General features: G+C 68.2%; 23 protein-coding genes. 14 read left to right on the forward strand and 9 right to left on the reverse strand.

The window, feature by feature from the left end; translation table 11 throughout:
- The first annotated feature begins 38 nt into the window (after positions 1-38).
- From mrdA to lipB, 8 genes are all read left to right on the forward strand, one after another.
- Positions 39-1,925, forward strand: coding sequence for a penicillin-binding protein 2 (mrdA, locus tag F620_RS0111790; RefSeq protein WP_019570707.1), 1,887 nt, complete (start codon positions 39-41; stop codon positions 1,923-1,925).
- Positions 1,922-3,040, forward strand: coding sequence for a rod shape-determining protein RodA (rodA, locus tag F620_RS0111795; protein ID WP_019570708.1), 1,119 nt, complete (start codon positions 1,922-1,924; stop codon positions 3,038-3,040). The genes mrdA and rodA overlap by 4 nt, the downstream gene beginning before the upstream one ends.
- Positions 3,037-4,047 (forward strand): lytic murein transglycosylase B, encoded by a 1,011-nt coding sequence (gene mltB / locus F620_RS0111800; protein WP_018870897.1) that lies wholly within the window; start codon positions 3,037-3,039, stop codon positions 4,045-4,047. The genes rodA and mltB overlap by 4 nt, the downstream gene beginning before the upstream one ends.
- Positions 4,019-5,023: a septal ring lytic transglycosylase RlpA family protein gene (locus F620_RS0111805; RefSeq protein WP_019570709.1), complete on the forward strand. Its 1,005-nt coding sequence runs from the start codon at positions 4,019-4,021 to the stop codon at positions 5,021-5,023. The genes mltB and F620_RS0111805 overlap by 29 nt, the downstream gene beginning before the upstream one ends.
- Positions 5,024-5,129: 106 nt before the next feature.
- Entirely contained in the window at positions 5,130-6,365 is a 1,236-nt protein-coding gene (locus F620_RS0111810; protein ID WP_019570710.1) for a D-alanyl-D-alanine carboxypeptidase family protein, read from the forward strand.
- Positions 6,366-6,372: 7 nt separating this feature from the next.
- A complete protein-coding gene (locus F620_RS0111815) occupies positions 6,373-7,272 on the forward strand; it encodes a D-amino acid aminotransferase (RefSeq protein ID WP_019570711.1) in 900 nt (299 codons plus the stop codon).
- The gene (locus F620_RS0111820) at positions 7,265-7,540 is read left to right on the forward strand and encodes a YbeD family protein (RefSeq protein WP_018870901.1); all 276 of its coding nucleotides are present in this window, start codon (positions 7,265-7,267) and stop codon (positions 7,538-7,540) included. The genes F620_RS0111815 and F620_RS0111820 overlap by 8 nt, the downstream gene beginning before the upstream one ends.
- Positions 7,537-8,241, forward strand: a complete 705-nt coding sequence (gene lipB / locus F620_RS0111825; protein WP_196799385.1) for a lipoyl(octanoyl) transferase LipB — start codon at positions 7,537-7,539, stop codon at positions 8,239-8,241. The genes F620_RS0111820 and lipB overlap by 4 nt, the downstream gene beginning before the upstream one ends.
- Before the next feature lie 36 nt (positions 8,242-8,277).
- On the opposite strand, the gene lipA is transcribed toward lipB, so the two are convergent.
- The 6 genes from lipA to F620_RS0111855 form a co-directional block, all read right to left on the reverse strand.
- Positions 8,278-9,246 carry a lipoyl synthase gene (gene lipA / locus F620_RS0111830; RefSeq protein WP_018870903.1) on the reverse strand — a complete coding sequence of 323 codons (969 nt, stop codon included), beginning with the start codon at positions 9,244-9,246 and terminating at the stop codon, positions 8,278-8,280.
- A gap of 25 nt (positions 9,247-9,271) precedes the next feature.
- Complete coding sequence (locus F620_RS0111835; RefSeq protein ID WP_019570712.1) at positions 9,272-10,489, reverse strand: HDOD domain-containing protein; 1,218 nt, start codon at positions 10,487-10,489, stop codon at positions 9,272-9,274.
- Positions 10,482-11,693: an HDOD domain-containing protein gene (locus F620_RS0111840; protein WP_019570713.1), complete on the reverse strand. Its 1,212-nt coding sequence runs from the start codon at positions 11,691-11,693 to the stop codon at positions 10,482-10,484. The genes F620_RS0111835 and F620_RS0111840 overlap by 8 nt, the downstream gene beginning before the upstream one ends.
- Positions 11,694-11,783: 90 nt before the next feature.
- A complete protein-coding gene (locus F620_RS0111845; RefSeq protein ID WP_019021098.1) occupies positions 11,784-12,296 on the reverse strand; it encodes a hypothetical protein in 513 nt (170 codons plus the stop codon).
- Positions 12,293-12,697 (reverse strand): hypothetical protein, encoded by a 405-nt coding sequence (locus F620_RS0111850; RefSeq protein WP_019570714.1) that lies wholly within the window; start codon positions 12,695-12,697, stop codon positions 12,293-12,295. The genes F620_RS0111845 and F620_RS0111850 overlap by 4 nt, the downstream gene beginning before the upstream one ends.
- A gap of 18 nt (positions 12,698-12,715) precedes the next feature.
- Complete coding sequence (locus tag F620_RS0111855) at positions 12,716-12,958, reverse strand: BolA family protein (protein ID WP_018870908.1); 243 nt, start codon at positions 12,956-12,958, stop codon at positions 12,716-12,718.
- A 276-nt stretch (positions 12,959-13,234) separates the two neighbouring features.
- On the opposite strand from F620_RS0111855, the gene F620_RS0111860 reads away from it, so the two are divergent.
- The 5 genes from F620_RS0111860 to F620_RS0111880 all read left to right on the forward strand — a co-directional run bounded on the left by F620_RS0111860 (position 13,235) and on the right by F620_RS0111880 (position 16,840).
- On the forward strand, positions 13,235-13,987 hold the full coding sequence (locus F620_RS0111860; protein ID WP_019570715.1) for an MBL fold metallo-hydrolase: 753 nt from the start codon (positions 13,235-13,237) through the stop codon (positions 13,985-13,987).
- A 201-nt stretch (positions 13,988-14,188) separates the two neighbouring features.
- Complete coding sequence (gene ribE, locus F620_RS0111865) at positions 14,189-14,674, forward strand: 6,7-dimethyl-8-ribityllumazine synthase (RefSeq protein ID WP_018870910.1); 486 nt, start codon at positions 14,189-14,191, stop codon at positions 14,672-14,674.
- Positions 14,675-14,684: 10 nt separating this feature from the next.
- The gene (nusB, locus tag F620_RS0111870) at positions 14,685-15,224 is read left to right on the forward strand and encodes a transcription antitermination factor NusB (RefSeq protein ID WP_019570716.1); all 540 of its coding nucleotides are present in this window, start codon (positions 14,685-14,687) and stop codon (positions 15,222-15,224) included.
- A gap of 31 nt (positions 15,225-15,255) precedes the next feature.
- Entirely contained in the window at positions 15,256-16,251 is a 996-nt protein-coding gene (gene thiL, locus F620_RS0111875; RefSeq protein ID WP_019570717.1) for a thiamine-phosphate kinase, read from the forward strand.
- A 55-nt stretch (positions 16,252-16,306) separates the two neighbouring features.
- Positions 16,307-16,840, forward strand: a complete 534-nt coding sequence (locus F620_RS0111880) for a phosphatidylglycerophosphatase A (protein ID WP_019570718.1) — start codon at positions 16,307-16,309, stop codon at positions 16,838-16,840.
- On the opposite strand, the gene F620_RS0111885 is transcribed toward F620_RS0111880, so the two are convergent.
- From F620_RS0111885 to F620_RS0111895, 3 genes are read right to left on the reverse strand one after another with little or no spacing between them, the layout of a single operon-like run.
- Positions 16,837-17,730 (reverse strand): MBL fold metallo-hydrolase, encoded by an 894-nt coding sequence (locus tag F620_RS0111885; RefSeq protein WP_019570719.1) that lies wholly within the window; start codon positions 17,728-17,730, stop codon positions 16,837-16,839. The two genes, F620_RS0111880 and F620_RS0111885, sit on opposite strands and share 4 nt — an antisense overlap.
- Positions 17,727-18,599, reverse strand: coding sequence for an HDOD domain-containing protein (locus F620_RS0111890; RefSeq protein ID WP_018870915.1), 873 nt, complete (start codon positions 18,597-18,599; stop codon positions 17,727-17,729). The genes F620_RS0111885 and F620_RS0111890 overlap by 4 nt, the downstream gene beginning before the upstream one ends.
- Entirely contained in the window at positions 18,560-20,263 is a 1,704-nt protein-coding gene (locus tag F620_RS0111895; RefSeq protein ID WP_019570720.1) for an HD family phosphohydrolase, read from the reverse strand. Before F620_RS0111895 ends, F620_RS0111890 begins: the two co-directional genes overlap by 40 nt.
- Positions 20,264-20,450: 187 nt before the next feature.
- On the opposite strand from F620_RS0111895, the gene F620_RS0111900 reads away from it, so the two are divergent.
- Positions 20,451-20,948 (forward strand): HPP family protein, encoded by a 498-nt coding sequence (locus F620_RS0111900; protein ID WP_019570721.1) that lies wholly within the window; start codon positions 20,451-20,453, stop codon positions 20,946-20,948.
- Positions 20,949-20,950 lie beyond the last annotated feature (2 nt).

Here is a 20,950-nt window from a genome sequence, read left to right on the forward strand (position 1 = left end):
CGATGGAGCGGTCCTGATGGCCGCGGGCGGGCGGCCCCATGGATGAGCGCGACGCCTATGGACAGGAACAGCACGATCACCGGCGTTTTGTCGCGCGGGTGGTGCTGTCCCTGGTGCTGCTGGCGGGGGTGCTGGGCCTGATCGGCTGGCACACCGCCAGTCTGCAGGTGGGTGCGCACGAGCACTACACCACGCTTTCCGAGAACAACCGGCTGCGCATCGAGCCCATCGCCCCCAGCCGGGGCGTGATCCGGGATCGCAACGGCGTGCTGCTGGCCGGCAACCGGGCTTCCTATCAGCTCGAGGTCACGGTGGAACAGGCCGACGACCTTGACCGGCTGCTGGAGCGGCTCGAGGAGTTCGTGGAGCTCTCCGATGCCGACCTCGAGCGGTTCCGCCGCGGGGTGGAGCAGCGGCGCCCGTTTCAGCCGGTGTTGCTGAAGGCGGGGCTGGACGACGAGACCGTCGCACATCTGGCCGTTTCCCGGCATGAGCTCCCCGGGGTCGAGATCGAAGCGCGTCCGATGCGCTATTACCCGGCCGGCGAGGCGTTCACGCATGTGGTGGGCTACGTGGGCCGGATCACGCGCGAGGACCTGCAGCGCGTGGACCGGCGTGCCTATGCCGGTGTGTCCCACATTGGCAAGACCGGGATCGAGCAGCATTACGAGGAGCTGCTGCACGGCCGCCCGGGCCACCGTCAGGTGGAGGTGAACGCCCAGGGCCGGGCGATCCGCGAGCTGGAGGTCAGCCCGCCGACGGCCGGGACCGACATCCATCTGACCCTGGACTACAACCTGCAGCTGGCGGCCCGCCGCGCACTGGGGGACCAGCGCGGGGCGATCGTGGCCATCGAGCCCGCCAGCGGAGACGTCCTGGCCATGGTCAGTGCCCCGGGATTCGATGCCGAGCCGTTCGTGAAGGGGCAGTCGCAGGAAGAGTTCTCGGCACTGCGCGACCATCCGGGGCGGCCGCTGTTCAACCGGGTGCTGCATGGCCAGTATCCGCCGGGGTCCACCATCAAGCCGATCGTGGCCCTGGCCGGCCTGCACGAGGAGGCGACCACCGCCGACCGCGAGATGTTCGCCCGCGGCTACTACCAGATCCCCGGGCACGAACGCCGCTATCGTGACTGGCGCCGGGAGGGCCATGGCCTGGTCGACATGTCGCGCGCGATTGCGGTGTCGTCGGACGTGTATTTCTATGACCTCGCCCACGACATGGGGATCGACCGGATCACGCCGATGCTGGAAGCCTTCGGTATCGGCGAACCCACCGGCATCGATCTCAGCGGCGAACGCACCGGCATCCGGCCGGGACGCGACTGGAAACGTGCCACCCACGGCACCGTCTGGTATCCCGGCGAGACCCTGATCACGGCCATCGGTCAGGGGTACATGCTCAGTACCCCGCTGCAGATGGCCGATTTCACCACCACGCTGGCGAATCGGGGCGAGCGCGTGCGCCCGCGCCTGCTGCAGGCGATGGGGGATGGCCGGGAACAGGAAATCGGCGAGACCCTGCTGCCCGATTACCGCCAGCCGGTGGCGCTGGACGAAGCCCACTGGGACGTGATCCACGGATCGCTCGTCGAAGCGGTGCACGAGCCGCATGGCACCGCCTGGGGCAGTATCGGGAGCACCCGTCCGGAGTACACCATCGCCGGCAAGACCGGGACCTCGCAGGTCTTCAGCCTGGGCGAGGACGAGGAGTACGACGAGGACGAGCTGGCCCGCCATCTCTGGGATCACGCCCTGTTCACCGGCTATGCCCCGGCGGATGACCCGCAGATCGCGGTTGCGGTGCTGGTGGAGCACGGCGGCAGTGGTGGCCGCGTAGCGGCGCCCAAGGCGCGCGAGGTCATGGATGCCTGGCTGCTGGGCGGTGGCGGCATGAGATTGCCCGTCGAGGAGGCCGGGGAATGATCAGCGTGACCGGACGTGAGCTCTCCGCCGGGCAGTGGGCCCTGCGCAGCCTGCGGATGGATGGCACGCTGCTGATCCTGCTGTCGCTGCTGCTGATGCTCGGTCTGGTGGTGCTGTTCAGCGCGACCGGCGAGAGTCTGGTCGCGCTGGAGAACCAGGTGTTGCGGATCGGTTTCGGGGTCGCGGCGATGCTGGTGATCGCGCAGATCCCGGTGCGCGTACTGCGGGTCATGGCCCCCTGGCTGTTTGTCACCGGCCTGGTGCTGCTGGTCGCGGTGCTGTTCTTCGGCGAGATCGGCAAGGGGGCCCGGCGCTGGCTGGACACCGGGCTGGTGCGTTTCCAGCCTTCGGAGATCATGAAACTGGCCGTGCCGATGATGACCGCGTGGTACCTGTCGCTGCGCCAGGGTGCGCCGCGGGCGCGCGATCTGGCCGTTGTGCTGCCGATCATCCTGGTGCCGGTGTGGCTGATCATGGAACAGCCCGATCTGGGCACCGCGATGCTGGTGGGCGTGGCCGGGTTGCTGGTGGTCTTCCTCGCCGGGCTGTCCTGGCGCTGGTTCACCGGGCTCGGGGCCCTGGTGGCCGCGGCGGCGCCGGTGCTCTGGCTGCAGATGTATGACTACCAGCGCCAGCGCGTGCTGACGCTGTTCAATCCCGAGTCCGATCCCCTGGGGACCGGTTATCACATCATCCAGTCGCAGATCGCCGTCGGCTCGGGCGGGTTCTACGGCAAGGGCTGGCTCAACGGGACCCAGTCGCAGCTGGACTTCCTGCCGGAACGGTCGACCGATTTCATCTTCGCGGTGTATGCCGAGGAATTCGGCTTCATGGGGGTGGTGCTGCTGCTGGCGCTGTATTTCGCCATCGTCGCGCGCGGGCTGTGGCTGGCATCCCTGGCGCAGGACCGCTTCGCCCGTCTGCTGGGTGGCAGCATCAGCCTGACCTTTGCGGTGTACATGGTGGTCAATATCGGCATGGTGACCGGGCTGCTGCCGGTGGTGGGAGTTCCGTTGCCTCTTGTGAGCTATGGCGGAACTTCGCTGGTGACGCTCATGGTGGCCTTCGGTATTCTCATGAGCATTGCCTCCGAAAAACGCCTGGTGAATCGATGAACCCCGTGAATCCGTGTCGCTTCGCGACGACTGTTGCCGTCTCCTGCCTGTTTCTGGCCGCCACCGCCACGGCGTCCAACTCCGAATACCGGGCGGGCGAGACGCCCTATCTCGAACGCGAGGAGGTGCAGGAATTCATCGACGAACGGGCGGAGGCGGGATTCGATCGCGAATGGCTGGAAGAACTGTTCGAGGAGGCGCAGCCGCGCCAGGACATCATCGACAGCATCTCCAGCCCCGCCGAGGCCCTGCCGTGGAAGGACTATCGACCGATCTTCGTGAATGATCGCCGGGTCCGCCGCGGGCGCGAGTTCATGGAAGAGCAGGCCGAGTGGCTGAAACGCGCCGAGGAACGCTTCGGTGTCGAGCCGGAAATGATCACCGCGATCATCGGCATCGAGACCGATTACGGACGCAACACCGGCAGCACCCGCGTGCTGGATGCGCTGGTGACCCTCGGGTTCGACTACCCGCCACGGGCGGCATTCTTCCGCAGCGAGCTGGGCCATCTGCTGGAGCTGGCGGAGGAGGAGGATCTGGAGATCCTTGATCTGCATGGCTCCTACGCCGGAGCGATGGGTTACGGCCAGTTCATCTCCTCCAGCTACCGTCATTACGCGGTGGATTTCGATGACTCCGGGCGGCGCGATCTGCTGAATTCCTGGCCCGACGCGATCGGCAGCGTGGCGAACTACTTCGCCGAGCATGACTGGCGCTGGGGGCAGCCGGTGGTGGCCCGCGCCGAGGTCGACGACCATCCGGAAGAACTGGTCGAGCAGGGCTATACCGCGCGCTTCGACCTGGACGAGCTGGCCGAGCACGGCGTGCGTCCGGCCGAAGGCGAAACGGTCGACCCGGACGGTGATTATTCGCTGGTGTATCTGGAGGCCGACGAGGGCGATGTCTATTATCTGGGGTATCCGAATTTCTACGTGATCACGCGATACAACCGGAGTCCGCTGTATGCGATGGCCGCCCATGAGCTGGCGCAGGCGCTGTACGACTGACGGGCGTGCGATCGGCGGGGCCGCCCTGCCGGTTGCGCTGCTGGCCGGTATGATCCTTGCCGGTTGCTCGGGTACGCCCGAGCGCGACCGCCCGCTGGGGGATGCCGCCCATGACAGCTATCCCGATCCCGACGAAGTACCGCGGGATCTGGCACTCCTGCCGGATGCCGAACCCACCGACGAGCCGCCCAGTCGTTACGGCAATCCGGCCGAGTACGAGGTGTTCGGTCAGCGCTACGTGACGCTGTCTTCTTCCGAAGGTTTCGAGGAGGAGGGGATGGCGTCATGGTACGGAACGAAGTTTCACGGCCGCCGGACCTCCAGTGGCGAGCCCTATGACATGTACGCCATGACCGCGGCGCACAAGAAGCTGCCGCTGCCCAGCTTCGTCGAGGTGACCCATCTGGAGAACGGGAAGCAGGTGGTGGTCCGGGTGAACGACCGAGGCCCGTTCGTGGATGACCGCATCATCGATCTGTCCTATGCCGCGGCCCATCGTCTGGGCATGACCGATGCGGGCGTGGCGCCGGTGCGTATCCGCGCGGTCGGCCCCGGGGACGTGAACGGCGAGGCGCGTACGGCCGAACGCGATCGCAAGGGTGGCGACACCCTCGCGGAGCCGGAGCCGCTGGCGGTGGACGCGAATGACCCGGACGCAACGCGGGAGATGGCCGGGACGGTCGACGGCGACGGGGCGTACAACGGTGACCCGGGGTCCGGAAAGGGGGGCAGCCAGGAGCCCGCGCGCTATATCCAGGTAGGCGCCTTCGGTGAACGGATGACGGCCGAGCGCCTGCGCGAAAGCCTGCGGGCGGACGGATTCCGGGTGGCCGAACTCGGTCGCGTGGAGACCGCCGGCGGCGAGGAGCTGCACCGCGTGCGGGTGGGCCCGCTGCACGGCGAGGACACCGTGCGCGACACGGCCCGGCGGCTGGAGGCGGTGGCGCCCGGGGATTTCCGTATCGTGACCGATTGAGAACCCGGACGGCGTGCCGGTCTGGTATCTTTGGCAACCTACGGTGTCCGGCCGCCGTGTGCGCCCGCAAGCCCCCGGTCCTCATTCATGGAGACTCCTTCGGTTCATGAAGTCATTACTTCGCAATTCCCTGATCACCGTCAGTTTTCTGCTGTTCCTGCCCGTGGCGGCCAGCGCCGTGGAACTGGAACTGCCACGCGCCGGAACCGGGCCTTCGGCCCCCGGCAGCATCCCTTCGCCGCCATCGGACATCACCGCGGCCAGCTATGTGCTGAAGGACTTCGAATCGGGTGTGGCCCTGGCGGAGCGCGATCCGTCCGCGCGGCGCGAGCCGGCGAGCCTGACCAAGCTGATGACGGCCTACGTGGTGTTCGGCGAGATCCGGGACGGCCGACTGTCCCTGGAGGAAGAAGTCACCATCAGCGAGCGGGCCTGGCGTACCGGGATGGAGGGCGCTTCGCGGATGTTCATCGAGGTCGGCGAGGAAGTCCGGGTCGAGGATCTGCTGCGCGGCATGATCATCCAGTCCGGTAACGACGCCTCCACCGCGCTGGCCGAGCGCGTGGCCGGCTCGCAGGGTGCCTTCGTGGACATGATGAACAACCAGGCCCGGCGCCTGGGCATGCAGGATTCCTACTTTGCCAACCCCCATGGGTTGCCGGAAGAGGAGTCGCAGTACACCACGGCGGCCGACATGGCAACCCTGGCGCGGGCCCTGATCCGGGAATTCCCGGATCTGTACAACCTGTATTCCGAGCGCTCGTTCGAATACGCCGGCATCGAACAGAACAACCGCAACCTCCTGCTTTGGCGCGATGCCGGTTTCGACGGCCTGAAGACCGGCTGGACCTCGGCGGCGGGCTACAACCTGGTGTCGTCCGCCGAACGCAACGATCGTCGCCTGGTGGCGGTGGTGATGGGCATCGACGCCCCCGACCATTCGACCGGAGGCACGCGCCGCGCGAACGAATCCCAGGCACTGGTGAACTGGGGCATGCGCTTTACCGAAACCCGGCGCTTGTTCGGTGCCGGCGAGGCCCTGGGCATGCCGCGGGTCTACAAGGGGAGCGAACAGGAGGCACCGGTCGGCCTGGCGGAGGATTTCTGGGTGGTGATTCCGCCCGGCGAGGGGGATGACCTGTCGGCTTCCATGGAGATCGACCATCCGCTGGAAGCGCCGCTGCGCGAAGGGGCCCGGGTCGGGCGTGTGGTTGCGACCCTCGACGGCGAAGCCGTCCACGAACAGCCCCTGGTCGTGTTGCAGGAGATCGAGACCGGCGGGTTCATCCGCCGTGGCTGGGACAGCGCGGCGTTGTGGGTGCAGTCGGTGTGGCCGTTCTGAGGCGGACATGAGCATTGCCCTGTTCAATGGCGAATTCCTGCCGCTGGAGGAAGTCCGGATCTCCCCGCTGGATCGCGGCTTCCTGTTCGGCGATTCGGTGTATGAGGTCATCCCCAGTTACGCGGGCCGGTTCTTCCTGCTGGACGCGCATCTGGACCGTCTCGCGCGGTCGCTGGCGGCCATTCGTCTGCCGAACCCCTTCGGCCGCGAACAATGGGAACGTCATCTGGGCGATCTGCTCCGCCACAACGGCGCGGAACCGGCGGACGGGTCGACGCCGCCGGATCTGGGACTCTATCTGCAGGTGACCCGCGGGGTGGCCCCGCGGGATCACGCCTTCCCCGACGTCTCCGAACCCACGGTACTGGGGATGGTCAGCCCCATCCGTCCGCTGGGCCCGGCGGTGCGCGAGGCGGGCGTGAGCGCGGTGACCCGCACCGACGAGCGCTGGGGTCGCTGCGACATCAAGGCCACTACGCTCCTGGCCAACGTGCTCGCGCGTCAGGAGGCCGTGGAATCCGACGCGGTGGAGGCGCTGCTGTTGCGCAATGGTCGGCTGACCGAGGGGGCCGCCAGCAACGCGTTCGTGGTGCGCGACGGGACGCTGGTGACACCGCCACTGGACAGCGGGATGCTGGCAGGGGTGACCCGCGATTTCGTGCTCGGGCTCGCCCGGGGCGAGGGCGTGCCCGTGGAGGAGCGGGGCGTGACCGCCGCGGAACTGCGGGCGGCCGACGAGGTCTGGCTCAGCAGTTCCACCCGTGAATTGCTGCCGGTGACCCGGATCGACGGTGAACTGGTGGGCACCGGTCGGCCGGGTCCCCTGTGGGCGCGGCTGCACGCCGCCTACCAGGCCGCCAAGCCCGGTGCCGCGCGCCGACAGTCGGAGGCCTTGAACCATGAGTGACGAAGAAGAACGCGAGACCCTGATCGAATTCCCCTGCCGGTTCCCGATCAAGATCATGGGGGACTCTCACCCCGAATTGATGGAAGCGGTGGAATCCTGCGTGAACGACCACGTGGACGAGCCCGGGGATGCGGTGATCCAGCAGCGGGCATCCAGTGGCGGGCGCTTTGTCGGGATTACGGTGACCATCACCGCCACCAGTCAGCTGCAGCTGGACAACCTCTACCGGGCCCTGGGGCAGTGCAACCGGGTACGGATGATCCTCTGAATACGCTGCGGGTTCACCGTCTGGGCGAACGGCCCTACCTGCCGGTGTGGCGGGCGATGCGCCTGCATGCGGCGGAGCGCGGGCCGCACACGCCCGATCAGCTGTGGTGTGTGCAGCACCCGCCGGTCTATACCCAGGGGCGCAACGGTCGTGCCGAACACCTGCTCGATCCCGGCGCGGTGCCGGTGATCGCGATCGACCGCGGCGGCCAGGTGACCTGGCACGGGCCGGGGCAGCTGGTGGTGTATACCCTGCTGGATCTGCGGCGCCGCGGGCTGGGGGTGCGGGCGCTGGTGGAGCGCCTGGAACAGGCAGTGATCAATGCCCTGGGAGAATGGGGCATCGTCGCGGGCCGCCGCGAGGGCGCGCCCGGGGTCTACACGGGCGATGCGAAGATCGCTGCACTGGGCCTGCGCGTGCGCCACGGGGTCAGCATCCACGGGCTGGCGCTCAACGTGGATCCGGCCCTGTCGGCCTTTGGCCGCATTCATCCCTGTGGTTATGCCGGACTGGCGACGACTTCGGTGGCCGCGGAAGGGGGACCCGCGAACCCCGAGCGGGTGCGGCGCGTGCTCCTGCGGGCGCTGGCCGTGCAGCTGGCCACCGGGGGGCAGGAAACGCCGTCGGCCTGCGAGGAGGTGCCGACGCTGCCGCCGGAACTGCTGCGCTGCCTGGCGCGGCCGCAGGCCCCGGCGGCCTGAACGCCCCGCCGGGTGGGCGGCGACTGAGCGGCGCGTTCAGACGGCTTCGGTCTCTCCGGCGACGCCCTGTGCCTGCAGGTCCGCGTGGTAGGAGGAGCGCACCATCGGGCCGCTCGCGACCTGGCGGAAGCCCATCTCGCGGGCGCGTTCGCCCAGCTCGTCGAACTCCTCCGGTGTGAGGAAGCGGGTGACCGGCAGGTGGTGGCGCGAGGGCTGCAGGTACTGCCCGAGGGTCAGCATGTCGCAGCCATGGTCGCGCAGGTCCTGCAGGACCTGCAGCAGTTCCTCGCGTTCCTCGCCCAGACCCAGCATCAGCCCGGACTTGGTGGGGACGCCCGGATGCTGCTCCCGGAAACGCCGAAGCAGGTCCAGCGACCACTGGTAATCGGCGCCCGGGCGCGCCTCGCGGTACAGCCGCGGCACGGTCTCGAGGTTGTGGTTGAAGACGTCCGGCGGGGCCTGGCGCATGATCTCCAGCGCCCGGTCCATGCGCCCGCGGAAGTCGGGCACCAGGACCTCGATCTTCGTGTTCGGGGTGCGTTCGCGGATCTCGCGGATGCAGTCGACGAAATGCCCGGCACCGCCGTCGCGCAGGTCGTCGCGGTCCACCGAGGTGATGACGACGTATTTGAGGCCGAGGGCCTCGATGGTCTCGGCCAGGTGCCGGGGTTCCTCGGGGTCCAGGGGCTCGGGACGGCCGTGGGCCACGTCGCAGAACGGGCAGCGCCGGGTGCAGACCTCGCCCATGATCATGAACGTGGCCGTTCCGTGGTTGAAGCACTCGCCGAGGTTGGGGCAGCTGGCCTCTTCGCACACGGTGACCAGCTTCTGCTCGCGCAGGATGCCCTTGATGCGCTGGACCTCGGGGCGCGCCTGGCTCTGCGCGCGGATCCATGAGGGCTTGCGCTGCGGTTTCGTGGTCGGATTGATCTTCACCGGGATGCGCGAGACCTTGTCGGCGGCGCGCTGTTTCTCCCCGGGTTGCGGACGGTTCGTTGCGGTCATGGTTCGGTTCCTGCCGGTTGACGCCTCAGGCGAGTTCCTGCATGAGGGCTTCGATCTTCGGCCGTGCCTTCTCCACCGCGGCCAGTTCACCGTTTTCGTCCAGCGTGAAGCCGAGCCGCCGGATGGCCTGGAGGTTTTCCAGCGGGATGGCCCGGGCGCGTTCCACCTCGGAGGCGTCGCGCAGACAGGCGTTGCGCGCGATGCGCACGATGTCGGTCAGGGGCGCAGCATCGGGCTGTTCCGGCCCGCCGGAGTCACGGATGGCCGCCATGATATCGGAGGCGAGTCCCCATTGCTGGGCAACCAGCTCGCCGGTCATGGATTCCAGGCGCTGAATGACGTGTTCCACCTCGACGGCATCCGGCCGCTCTTCGCGCGAGGCGATCTCGCCGAGGATCGGGAGGGCGCCGACCCGGTGCAGCAGGCCGGCGAGCAGCGCACGGTGACGATCGGCTGCACCGGATTCATCCGCCAGTACGAAGGCGATGGCGGAGATGCGCGTGGACTGACGCCACAGTTGCTCCATCAGGGTCCGGTACGGGCTCTGCCGGTCGATGAACACCTGCTGGGCGGCCAGTGCGAGCACCAGCTGGCGCGTGCGTTCGAGGCCCAGACGCGCGATCGCATCGCCGAGGCGCGTGATCTCGCGCCGTGAACCCATGGCCGGGCTGTTCGCGACCGACAGCAGGCGGGCCGCGGTGCTGGGGTCGCGTTCGACGATCTCGGTGACCCGGCGGAACTCGATATCGGGGTCGTCGATGGCTTCCTGCAGGTGCAGGGCCACGTCCGGAAGCTGCGGCAGGGCCAGTTCGCCGGTCTGGGCCTTGTGGAAAAGGGTGGCCAGCAGTTCGCCTTCCTGCGCCGTGAGATCGACTTCACCGACCTCCATGGCGTCGCCGACGCAATTGAGCTGGGTTTCGTAGACGTTGCGGTCGAAGCGGACCAGCGTGCTGGGGCGGGCGGCAACGGCGTGGGTACGGTAGTCGTGGGGGGCGAACAGGGGCTCCAGCGCGGCCGGTTCGTCATCCTCCACGGTGTGCGCCTTGTCGCCATGCGCCAGGACCATGCGGCCCTTCAACAGGAACAGCAGGTGGCGGTATTCCTCGCGCGCATACACCTTCTGCCCGGGCTTGAGTTCGACCATCCGGGCATGGCGGATCAGTTCGCGGCGGCCGCTTTCGCCGAGGTCGGCGAACGGCTTCAGCCGCGGGACGACGGGGTCGAGGGTGAGGGCTTCATGCATTGAACAGGAGCTTCAGTTCGTTCAGGTCGTCGTTGCGTTCCTCGAGGAACGGGATGGGATCGCCCGGCGCGGGCGGGTCGATGCCCAGCACCTCGAACGCCGCGACCTCACGGGCGTCCGGATGGGGCTTGCCGCTGTAATGCAGGGCGGCCCATTCGGCGACGATGCCGACGCTGGCGTAGTCCGGCTGTTCGGCGCGGTAGGACCAGTCGTACGCGTGTTCGGCCACCGCCACCAGGTCCTGGCCCAGATCCCAGTAGTTGATGACCAGGACCCCGGCGAGGTTGCGCAGGCGCTCGATCAGCATTCCGAGACGCTCGGCGCCGGGGTTCTCCTCGCGCATCTCGGCGAACTGGATGATGGGCACCGCGCCGATCCCGGCCACCAGTCCGCCCAGCAGGGCCCGCTCCCGGTCGAGCAGGCGCAGCGAGTCGGCGATCAGGTAGGCGAACGCGGAGTTCAGCACGCCTTCGCTCCACACCTCGGCCATGGCCTCGCGGGTGGCCGCGTGCTTCGCCTTGAAGGTCTGGCGCAGGGCCATGTTCATCGCCAGCATGCGGGTGTTGCGAAAGCCCAGACGGGTGACGGCTTCACGCACCGACTGGATCTGCTGGGCGCCGCGGAACAGTGGACTGTTGGTGGCGTGCAGCAGGGCGCCGGCAATGGTCCCGTCACGCTGGATGACCTCGGTGAGGTCGTCCATGCTGGCTTCGGGGTCGTTGGTCAGTTCCTGGATGCGCAGCGCGACCTCCGGCATGGTCGGCAGCTCCAGGCGATTGCTGGTGATCAGGTCGTAGAGCTCGCTGAAAAACGCGCCCTCGGTGTCGTCCAGCTCGGTGTCGCTGACCACCACGGAAGATGAATACGCCCTTTCCAGGGCGGCCTTGGGCAGCGCGAGGATGCGGCAGGGCTGTTCGGTGAGGACGAAGTCCTGATGCCCGGGGCTGCCCTCGAACAGTTCGACCGGGACGTCGCCATCCTCGCCATCGAGGCGGATGCGCTCGGGGGTACCGCCGACCACGCGCACCAGCTGGCCGCTCAGCAGGAACAGGTGGTGTTCGCTGGCCGCATCGGGTCGCAGGCGCTTGCCGGCGGCTTCATCGAGGGTTTCGCACTGGGCTGCGACTTCGTCACGGGCGCCTTGCGACAGTCCGGAGGTCGGGTCCAGTTGCTCGAGCAGCGGGCTGATCGTCGGGGTGTCCATGGGCAGGCCTGAAATCCGTGCGGTTTCCGAACAAATCCGGAGTGTACCATCGTTTTTTACGTCTGCCGTGAGATGAGCGTTAGTCGCGGGTCAGGTGCCGCGCGCTCGTCCGGTCAGGCGGCCACCGGCGTCGATCAGGCCGTGCTGCTGCAGGAACCGGCGCGCATCGTCCGCGTCCTCGCGGAACCAGGCCGCGGTGCTCCCGAGACGGAAGCTGTAACCCCAGGCGTCCATGTCGCGCATCAGCCGCTCGCGGCCGACACCGGGCAGGGCGTCGGCCAGCAGGATCTGCAGATAGCACACACCGCATTCCTCGAGGTCGTCGCCGCCGGCGTTGGTGTCGAGGGTGGCGCGGCGCGCAGGGTCCATGCACAGGGTATGTCCGGCCTCGTGCAGGGCCGAATGGACCGGCGTGTCCGGGCGGACGTGCACCTGCAGGCCGACGATGCCGGCTTCCGGTTCGCCCCACCAGGAACCGGGCAGCGCGGCCCCCGCCGGATGCAGGATCAGCTCCAGGCCGTAGCCCTCGAGCAGGGCGGCGAGTGCCCCGGCCTGCTGCGGGTCGCCGCAATACAGGATCTCGTCTTCGGACGCGGTGTTCATGTATCGGCGTCGTGGTCCAGCCCGCGCTGGTGGCGTGCGGCCCGTCGCGGGCACTCTTCGGGGTGGTCGCGGCACCAGCGGTCGACCCGCTCGGTCAGGTCATCCTGAAAGCACAGCAGGTAGAAGCGCGCCTGTTCCCGGTTGACGATCTCCGGACGCCCGAGGGCATCGACCACGCCGGTGCGCAGCGCGGCGATGATCGCGTTCGCGGCCTTTTTCTGCGGCCAGGAAGTGATCTCCCGCCAGGCCTGCGGTTCGAAGTACAGGCGCAGCAGGTCGGGCCGGGTGGTCAGCAGCATGCGCGTGACATTGCGCAGCGTGGTTTCCGCCTCGGCCCAGTCTTCCACCAGGCCGCCCTCCAGCAGGCGCTGGATCTCCTCGCGACCCTTGGGTGACAGCATGACGGCGACGGTGGCCGTTCAGCCTTCCGCCTCGGCTTCCTCCGGCGTCAGGGCCACGATCGACAGGGCGTGCAGTTCGCCGCTGTCGATCTGCTCGCGCACCGTGGCGTAGACGGTCTGGTGTTTCTTCACGCGGGACATGCCCTCGAACTGCGGGCTGATGACCCGCGCTTCGAACTTGCCTTCACCCCCGGTCACTTCGACCGACCGGGCATCGGGCAGGCCCGCGCGGATGAGTTCGGCGACCTGACTGGCTTCCATGGGGATTCTCCTGATTGAATGCACTGTCGGCACGGGATTCGGACCGCGATGATAGCGGTCGCCCGCGGACGACAGAAGAGCCCCCGCATGCGGGGGGAGACCCGGGACCCGGAGCGGTGGAACTTGTGCCCGCCCGCAGGGCTCAACCGCACATGGAAACGTCGCGTGGTGCCGGCCGGCGGGAAAAGCCAGCACTCGGGGTGTCGGTGGTTGGTCACGCGCTCATGACACGGGCTAGTATTTCAGGAACTCCTAATACACGTCGGAGGACACGACATGATTTTCAAGCAGCTGTTCGAACCCGAATCCTCGACCTACACCTATCTCCTGTCCTGCCCGGATACCGGCAAGACGGCCCTGATCGACCCGGTCCTGGAGACCGTGGATCGCGATCTGGAGGTCCTGCAGCACATGGGCCTGAGCCTGGATTATGCGGTGGAGACCCATATCCACGCGGACCACATCACCGGCGGCAAGATGCTGCGCGAGAAGACCGGCTGCCAGCTGGCCGGACCGGCGCTGGACGAGCTGCCCTGCCGCGATATCGGCATCCGCGAAGGCGAGCCCTTCCGCGTGGGCAACCTGGTCGTGAATCCGCTGTTCACTCCGGGGCACACCGATACCCACCATGCGTATCTGCTGGATCATGTGGGGCTGAAGATGCTGTTCTCCGGGGATGCGCTGCTGATCGAGGCCTGCGGCCGGACCGACTTCCAGTCGGGTGACCCGCACACCCTCTATCGGTCGATCCACGACAAGTTCTTCACCCTGCCGGACGAGACCCTGGTCTACCCCGGGCACGACTACGAGGAACGCCAGATCACGACCATCGGGCAGGAAAAGATGCGTAACCCGCGTCTGGGCAAGGACAAGCCCGAGGAAGAGTTCGTGAAGATCATGAACGAGATGGATCTGCCCTATCCGAAGAAGATCGACTGGGCGCTGCCCGGCAACGAGGGCTGCGGCATCTGCCCGGACAACATGCCGGAGGACAAGAAGCATCTGTGCGATCCGGACGCCCAGGGCTGAGCCCCTGAGCCACGGCAGACGGCGTCCGCGGTGATGATCCGCGGGCGCCACTGGTCCGAGCCGTTTTTCGACCCGGCCGTGGGGGCTGTGCGCTCCGACGGCCGGGTTTTCTTTCGGTGGCAGCGGCGCGGCAGTGCTACACTGTGCGTTTTCGTTGTGACCTTCGCGATCGCCGCATCGCGACGCAAAAGGGAAGACCCCATGCACGAGATCGAGACCCTGGAAGGGAAGTTTACCGACGCCGGCGGGCGCCGTTTCGGCCTGCTGCTGGCGCGCTTCAACAGCCTGGTGGTGGAACGTCTGCTGGAAGGCGCGGTGGACACCCTGCGCCGGCATGGCGTGGCGGATGACAACATGACCATCGCCCGGGTCCCCGGGGCCTTCGAACTGCCGCTGGCGGCCCGCACCATGGCGGGCTCCGGTCGTTACGACGCCATCATCGCCCTGGGCTGCGTGATCCGCGGGTCCACGCCGCATTTCGACTATGTGGCGGGCGAGGCCGCCAAGGGGCTGGCCCAGGTGCAGATGGAGGCCGACCTGCCGATCAGCTTCGGCGTGCTGACCACCGATTCCATCGAACAGGCCATCGAACGCGCCGGGACCAAGGCGGGCAACAAGGGGGCGGATGCCGCCATGGGGGCCATCGAGATGGTCAGCCTGATGCCGCGCCTGCGTACCGGTGCCTGAGCGGGATGCCGTGAACGCCGTGACTGAATCCAGCAACTCCGGTTCTCCCGACCGCCCCTCGCGCGAACAGACCCGCGCCGACAAGGGCGGGCGCAAGCAGCGGCCGCGCAGCACGCCCGAGCAGCGCGCGCGGCACGCGCGCTCGGTCGCGCGCCGCCGCGCGATGCAGGCGCTCTACTCCTGGCAGCTGACCGGGGACGATCCGAAGAACATCCTGCTCGCGTTCCGCGAGGAGGACGAACACGCCAAGGCGGATCCGGAATACTTCCGCGAGATCCTGATGGGCGTGACCCGGGCGCACCAGGAACTGGACGCACGCATGCAGCCCTGGCTGGGGCGCGAGCTCGACCAGCTCGACCCGGTGGAACACGCGCTGCTGTGGATCGGCCAGTGGGAACTGGCCGAGCGCATCGAGCTGCCCTATCGGGTGGTGATCAACGAGGCGGTGGAGCTGGCCAAGCGCTTCGGCGCCGAGCAGTCCCACCGCTACGTCAACGGCGTGCTGGATCGTCTGGCTGCCGAGCTGCGCAGCGCCGAGATCCGTCGCTGAGGCGGATACTCCACCATCCGGTGCGCGGCGCATGGCGTCCCCGTCCCTGTCCGAATTCGATCTGATCCGGCGCTATTTCCGGCCGGCCGGCCCCTCCGGGGATCCGGTCGCGGACGCGCGCGTGGTCCTCGGGGTGGGGGACGACGCCGCATTGCTGCGCCCGGACCCCGGCCATGAGCTGGTCGTCAGTACCGACACCGTGGTGGAGGGCCGGCATTTCTTTCCCGATCATCCCCCGGCGAGCCTGGGGCACAAGGCCCTGGCCGCCAGTCTCAGCGACCTGGCGGCGATGGGTGCGGAGCCGCTGGGCGTGCTCCTGTCGCTGGCGGTTCCGCAGGCCGAAGATGCGTGGCTGAGGCCCTTCAGCGAGGGATTCCTGCGGCTCGCGCGGGAGCTGCGCGCGCCGCTGGTGGGGGGCGACACCGTGCGCGGGCCGTGTTCCGCGGGGGTCACCGTGCTCGGCCAGGTGCCCGCGGGCTGCGCGCTGCGTCGCGACGGGGCCCGCCCCGGGGACCGGCTGGTGGTGACCGGCGAGCTCGGGGGCGCCGCGGCCGGGCTGGCGGCCGAGACGCGGCGCCGCGAGGAGGGCACGCGCCCGGCGGACGCCAGCGCCCCGGTCTGTCGGCGACTCTTCTGGCCGCAGCCCCGGCTGGCGGCGGGGCTGGCCTTGCGCGGACATGCGCACGCGGCCATCGATCTGTCGGACGGACTGCTCGCGGACCTGGGGCATGTCTGCGCCGCCTCCGGCTGCGGGGCCCGCGTCGACTGGCCGGCGGTGCCGCTGGATCCGGCACTCGCCGGGGCGGATCCGGCGCTGGCGCGGGAATGCGCCCTGGGCGGGGGCGATGACTACGAACTGCTGCTGGCGGTGCCTCAGGAGGTGGAGCTGGCACCGCTGGCGGAGGCCGCCGGCGTCGCGCTCCACGTGATCGGGGAGTTCACCACCGGCGATGCCATCCGCGTGGTGGATGCCACCGGCGCCCCTCTGGACGCGGGGCGTTCGGGGCACGATCATTTCGCGGACTGACTGAACAACGAGACGAGGGCCGGACTGCATGGTTCCAGGGATGACGAAAACGACGATGCCGTCGGCACGCACCGTGTTCGGCGACCCCATCCATCTGCTGGCCTTCGGCTTCGGCTCCGGGCTGTCGCGCTGGGCCCCCGGCACTACGGGTTCGCTGGCCGCCCTGGTGCTGTATTTCGCGATCATGAACTTCCCCGAGTGGGCCTATCTGGCGATCACCGTGATCGTGACCATGGCCGGCTTCCACATCTGCGGGGAGAGCGCACGGCGCCTGGGCGTGCACGACCATTCCGGGATCGTGTGGGACGAGTGGGCGGGGATGCTGGTGACCCTGGCCTTCATCCCGCCCGGGATCACCCTCGCGGGTGACACCGCCGGGCTGGTCTGGGTCGCGCTGGGTTTCTTCCTGTTCCGCCTGTTCGACATCCTCAAGCCCTGGCCGGCGCGCTATTTCGACGAGAAATGGCACGACGGCACCGGGATCGTGATGGACGACGTGGTGGCCGGGCTGTATGCGGGCCTCGCCCTGATGCTGATTGTGTTGGCGGCGCAGCAGACCGGGCTGGCGGTGGGCACGCCGCCGGTCTAAAGCGTCACCGTGACGCCTTCGCGGGCGAGCTGGATGGCCGGTTCGTCCGCGGGGTCCGGCGGCGGGTTGCGTTCCAGGGCCTCGGCGAAGATGCGCTCGAGTTCGTCGTCGTCGCGCGTCGGTTCGTGGTGGGTCAGCCACACCTGCCGTACCCCGGCCTCGCGTGCGGCCCGGATGCTGGTGTCGTAGGTGCCGTGGCCCCAGCCCGTGCGGCGTCGATACTCCTCGGGCGTGTAGGCGGTGTCGATGATCAGGGCATCGGCGCCGCGGAAGAAATCGATGATCGCCGCCCGGCGCTCCTGCACCATCGCTTCGTATTCCGCATGGCCGTCCTCGCCCGGGGGATGGATGTTGTACGGCCATTCGTGGTCGCCGGTGAACACCAGCGTTCGCCCTCCGGACTCCAGGCGATAGGCGAAGTTGAGCACCGGATGGCCCATGATCATGGGCGTGACGGTCACGCTGCCCACCTGCGTGGCCTGACCTTCGTGCAGGGTGACGTACTCCATGCTGGCCGCCAGTTCGTTGTCGCGCACCGGGAAGAACGCGTAGTCCATCTGCCGCGCGAGGACCTCGTGGATGTCGCGCTGGTTGACCGGGTCCGCTGCTCCGTGGATCCGGATGCGGTTGCCCGCGACGAAGATCGGGATGAAGAAGGGCAGCCCCTGGATGTGGTCCCAGTGGGTGTGGGTGATGAAGATGCTGGCCTCCAGCGGCATGTCCGCCTGCAGCTGCCGGGCCAGCTGGAAGATGCCGGTACCGGCGTCGAGGATGATCAGCTCGTCGCCGGCGCCGCGCACCTCGATGCAGGTGGTGTTGCCGCCGTAGCGCACGGTCTGCGGGCCGGGAACGGGGATCGAACCGCGCACGCCCCAGAAGGTGAATTTCATCGACCGTCCTCCTCGCTCTGCATGAACAGGCGGGTGGCTTCCAGCTCCGCGCCCGGGTCGTCCAGGGCTTCCGTCAATTCCGCAAGATCGGCGCCGAAACGCTCGCGAATCGGTCGCGGGAAGGGTTCGATCACCGGATTGCCGGAATCGCCAAAGTCCAGGTGACGCACGATCTGGTTGGCCGCGAACACCGTGTCGCGCAGCAGGCTCCAGTCGCCGTCGCGATCCGGCGCGTGATGGTAGCGGATCGCTCCGGCCAGCGTGGCGGGCAGGCCCCAGTGTTCGATCAGCAGACCGCCCAGTTCGGCATGATCCACCTCCAGACGCCGGGCCTCTTCCCGATGCAGCGGTACAGGACCGGCGGCCGCGGCCGCGAGGACTGGAGCGTAATCCTCGCCGGCGTGTCGGATCAGCACGATCTTGCCGAAATCATGCAGCAGGCCGGCGACAAAATGGTCGGTGTTCTCGCTCTCCGGCACCCCCAGGCGCCGCGCCAGCAGGCGCGCGATGGTGGCCACGCCCAGCGAGTGCTCGAGAAAGCGGCCGGTGTCCATGCCGGCATCGTTGCGCGCCGGCAGCATGCCCACCGCCGCGATGCTGAGCGCCAGATTGCGCAGGGTGTTGAACCCGGCGATCACCAGGGCCTGGCGCACCGAGCTGACCGGGCGCGCCAGGCCGAACCATGGCGAATTGACCAGTTTGAGGATCCGCACGGTGATCACCGGGTCGCGTTCCAGGGCCGCCACCAGCTCGCGTGGCTCGCTGTCCGGGTCGCCGGTCAGATCGAGGATGCGCTGCACCGACGCCGGAAACCCCGGCATCCGGTCGATCAGGGCCGCGTAGCGGTTGAGGCGTTCATCCCCGGCCATGGGCTCTTCTCCTTGCGCGGGTTGCAGGGACGCCGGATCCCGGGGAGGCGGTCGGTGTCGATCTCGTCAATCTGGCGCGGGTCGAGCTGCTGTTCGGCGTAGCGCCGATACACGCCCTCGTCGACGAACACCCGGAACAGGTCGGGGTCGAGATGGCCGTCCTCGACCATGCGTCCCATGATGGTCAGTGCCTGGGACAGGGGCATGGGTTTCTTGTACGGACGGTCGGGGGCGGTCAGCGCCTCGAACACATCGGCGATGCCCATGATGCGTGCCGGGATCGACAGCTGGTCGCGCGTGAGTCCGCGCGGATAGCCTCGCCCGTCCATGCGTTCGTGGTGGCCCAGGGCGTACTCCGGGACCCGCTGCAGGTGACGCGGGAAGGGGAGCTGTTCCAGCATCTGCATGCCTACGGTCATGTGGCCCTCCATGATGCCGCGTTCCTCGTCGTTGAGCGTGCCGCGCCGGACGCACAGATTGCGGACCTCGTTTGTGTCCAGCAATGGACGTTGCGTGCCGTCCAGCGCGGTCCAGCGGCGATGGGCGAGGGCCTCGATACGGGCGATGTCCTCGTCGGTCATGAATTCGCCACCGGTGTTGGAGCGGCGCAGGAATTCGAGGTCCTGGTTCAGGCCCTCGCGGCGTTCGGCGCTGGCGCGATCCACCTCCTGCAGGGCTTCGCTGCCGCCGGGCTGGCGGGCCAGGGCCTCGCGCAACTGCCGGATCTCGTGGTCGCGTGCGAGGATTTCGACCCGGTCGCCGATTCCGTCGATGCGGTCGAAGATACCTTCCAGTTTGGTCGACTTTTCCATCACGTGATGCGGCGTGACGACCTTGCCGCAGTCGTGCAGCCAGGCGGCGGTGCGCAGTTCGTAGTAGTCGTCGGGCCCGAACCGGAAATCGCGGACCGCGGGGTCGCCGGATTCGCTGGCGGCCTCGGCCAGCAGCAGGGTGGCCTCGGGGACCCGGCGGCAGTGCGCGCCGGTGGAGGGCGATTTGGCGTCGATGGCGGTGGCAATGACCTGGACGAAGTGGTCGAACAGTTCGCGCAGCTCGTCGATCAGGCGCTGGTTGGTGAGCGCCACCGCGGCCTGCGAGGCGAGTGACCGGGCAAGGTCCCGGTCCTGTTCGTCGAACGCCCGGATCTCGCCGTCCACGGTCTTGTTGAGCAGCTGCAGCGCCGCGATGACGTTGCCTTCGTGGTTGCGCAGGGGCACGGTCAGGACCGAGCGGGTGTGGTAGCCGGTGCGCCGGTCAAAGGCGCGGGTGCCGGAGAAGTCGAAGCCCTGTTCGCGGTAGGCATCGGCGATATTCGCCGTGCGGTCGTTGAGCACGGACCAGACGACCACCGCCTGGTCATTGGGACTGGCGTCCTCGCGATAAAGCGGTACCGCCGGCAGCTGGCCGTCGACCGGCTCGCCGGTGCCGCCAAGGTGCAGGCTCAGGGTGTCGTTCTGCACCAGGGCGAACTCGAGCTCCTGGCGGTCGGAATCCAGCAGATAAACGGAGCCGGCGTCGGCACCGGTCAGGGCCCGGGCGTGATTCAGGATCTGTTCCAGCAGCTGCGGCTTGTCGCGTTCGGCCGACAGTGCAATCCCGATCTCGTTGAGCCGGCGCACGCGTTCCAGCAGGTCGTCCCGGGCTTGCTCGTTGCTGTGCGTCATGGCGCCTTCCCCGCGGGGTGACCACCGGCCACGCGCGCGATCCGCGTGCCCGGCAGGACTTCCCGCCATTCCCCCTTTGGAAGAATAATGGACCGGACCGGCGTGGCCGTCCAGAAAATCCGGAGGTGTACCCCCGTTGGGTGTTTGCCTAAACTTCGGCTTCCGCCACTCCCCCGGAAACCGCAGCGTGAAATTCTACCTCATAGACCGTCAGTTTTTCCGGCATCCGCAGCATTACCTGCAGCAGGTGGGTGTGGCATTTCTGGTGATCGCGGGGCTGGTGGCGGGACTGGGTATGGTCACCGAGGTGGTCGTGGTGGCGGCCATTGGTTCCAGCGCGTTCATTACCTTCGCGATGCCGCATTATCCGACCGCCACCGCCCGCCGGCTGATCGGCGGGCACGTCCTCTGCATCGCAGTGGGCTGGCTGTGGTCGGTACCGTACGCCGCGGGCGTCTTCGGCAACGGCGATGCGGCCCTCGCGATGGCCGCCGGGGCCGCACTGGCGAGTGCCAGCCTGCTGATGCTGATCACCGACACCGCCCATCCGCCGGCGGCCGGCAACGCGATCGCGTTTGCCATCCTCGGGATGTCGCTCCCGCATGTGCTGTTCTCGGTGGTGGCGGTACTGCTGCTGTCCCTGATCCGTTACATGCTGCGCGGCTGGCTGCGCAACCTGGTGTGACC

It is taken from the genome of Thioalkalivibrio sp. ALE11, from assembly GCF_000381205.1.
Lineage (GTDB): Bacteria > Pseudomonadota > Gammaproteobacteria > Ectothiorhodospirales > Ectothiorhodospiraceae > Thioalkalivibrio.

Coding starts and splice junctions, on each gene's coding strand:
- F620_RS0111820 (WP_018870901.1), top strand. CDS start 7,265: ATGAGTGACGAAGAAGAACGCGAGACCCTGATCGAATTCCCCTGCCGG.
- F620_RS0111880 (WP_019570718.1), top strand. CDS start 16,307: ATGCCGTCGGCACGCACCGTGTTCGGCGACCCCATCCATCTGCTGGCC.
- rodA (WP_019570708.1), top strand. CDS start 1,922: ATGATCAGCGTGACCGGACGTGAGCTCTCCGCCGGGCAGTGGGCCCTG.
- F620_RS0111885 (WP_019570719.1), bottom strand. CDS start 17,730: ATGAAATTCACCTTCTGGGGCGTGCGCGGTTCGATCCCCGTTCCCGGC.
- lipA (WP_018870903.1), bottom strand. CDS start 9,246: ATGACCGCAACGAACCGTCCGCAACCCGGGGAGAAACAGCGCGCCGCC.
- F620_RS0111810 (WP_019570710.1), top strand. CDS start 5,130: ATGAAGTCATTACTTCGCAATTCCCTGATCACCGTCAGTTTTCTGCTG.
- F620_RS0111805 (WP_019570709.1), top strand. CDS start 4,019: ATGAGCTGGCGCAGGCGCTGTACGACTGACGGGCGTGCGATCGGCGGG.
- F620_RS0111840 (WP_019570713.1), bottom strand. CDS start 11,693: ATGGACACCCCGACGATCAGCCCGCTGCTCGAGCAACTGGACCCGACC.
- F620_RS0111895 (WP_019570720.1), bottom strand. CDS start 20,263: ATGACGCACAGCAACGAGCAAGCCCGGGACGACCTGCTGGAACGCGTG.
- F620_RS0111815 (WP_019570711.1), top strand. CDS start 6,373: ATGAGCATTGCCCTGTTCAATGGCGAATTCCTGCCGCTGGAGGAAGTC.
- thiL (WP_019570717.1), top strand. CDS start 15,256: ATGGCGTCCCCGTCCCTGTCCGAATTCGATCTGATCCGGCGCTATTTC.
- mltB (WP_018870897.1), top strand. CDS start 3,037: ATGAACCCCGTGAATCCGTGTCGCTTCGCGACGACTGTTGCCGTCTCC.
- F620_RS0111850 (WP_019570714.1), bottom strand. CDS start 12,697: ATGCTGTCACCCAAGGGTCGCGAGGAGATCCAGCGCCTGCTGGAGGGC.
- mrdA (WP_019570707.1), top strand. CDS start 39: ATGGATGAGCGCGACGCCTATGGACAGGAACAGCACGATCACCGGCGT.
- F620_RS0111855 (WP_018870908.1), bottom strand. CDS start 12,958: ATGGAAGCCAGTCAGGTCGCCGAACTCATCCGCGCGGGCCTGCCCGAT.
- F620_RS0111890 (WP_018870915.1), bottom strand. CDS start 18,599: ATGGCCGGGGATGAACGCCTCAACCGCTACGCGGCCCTGATCGACCGG.
- F620_RS0111860 (WP_019570715.1), top strand. CDS start 13,235: ATGATTTTCAAGCAGCTGTTCGAACCCGAATCCTCGACCTACACCTAT.
- ribE (WP_018870910.1), top strand. CDS start 14,189: ATGCACGAGATCGAGACCCTGGAAGGGAAGTTTACCGACGCCGGCGGG.
- F620_RS0111835 (WP_019570712.1), bottom strand. CDS start 10,489: ATGCATGAAGCCCTCACCCTCGACCCCGTCGTCCCGCGGCTGAAGCCG.
- F620_RS0111845 (WP_019021098.1), bottom strand. CDS start 12,296: ATGAACACCGCGTCCGAAGACGAGATCCTGTATTGCGGCGACCCGCAG.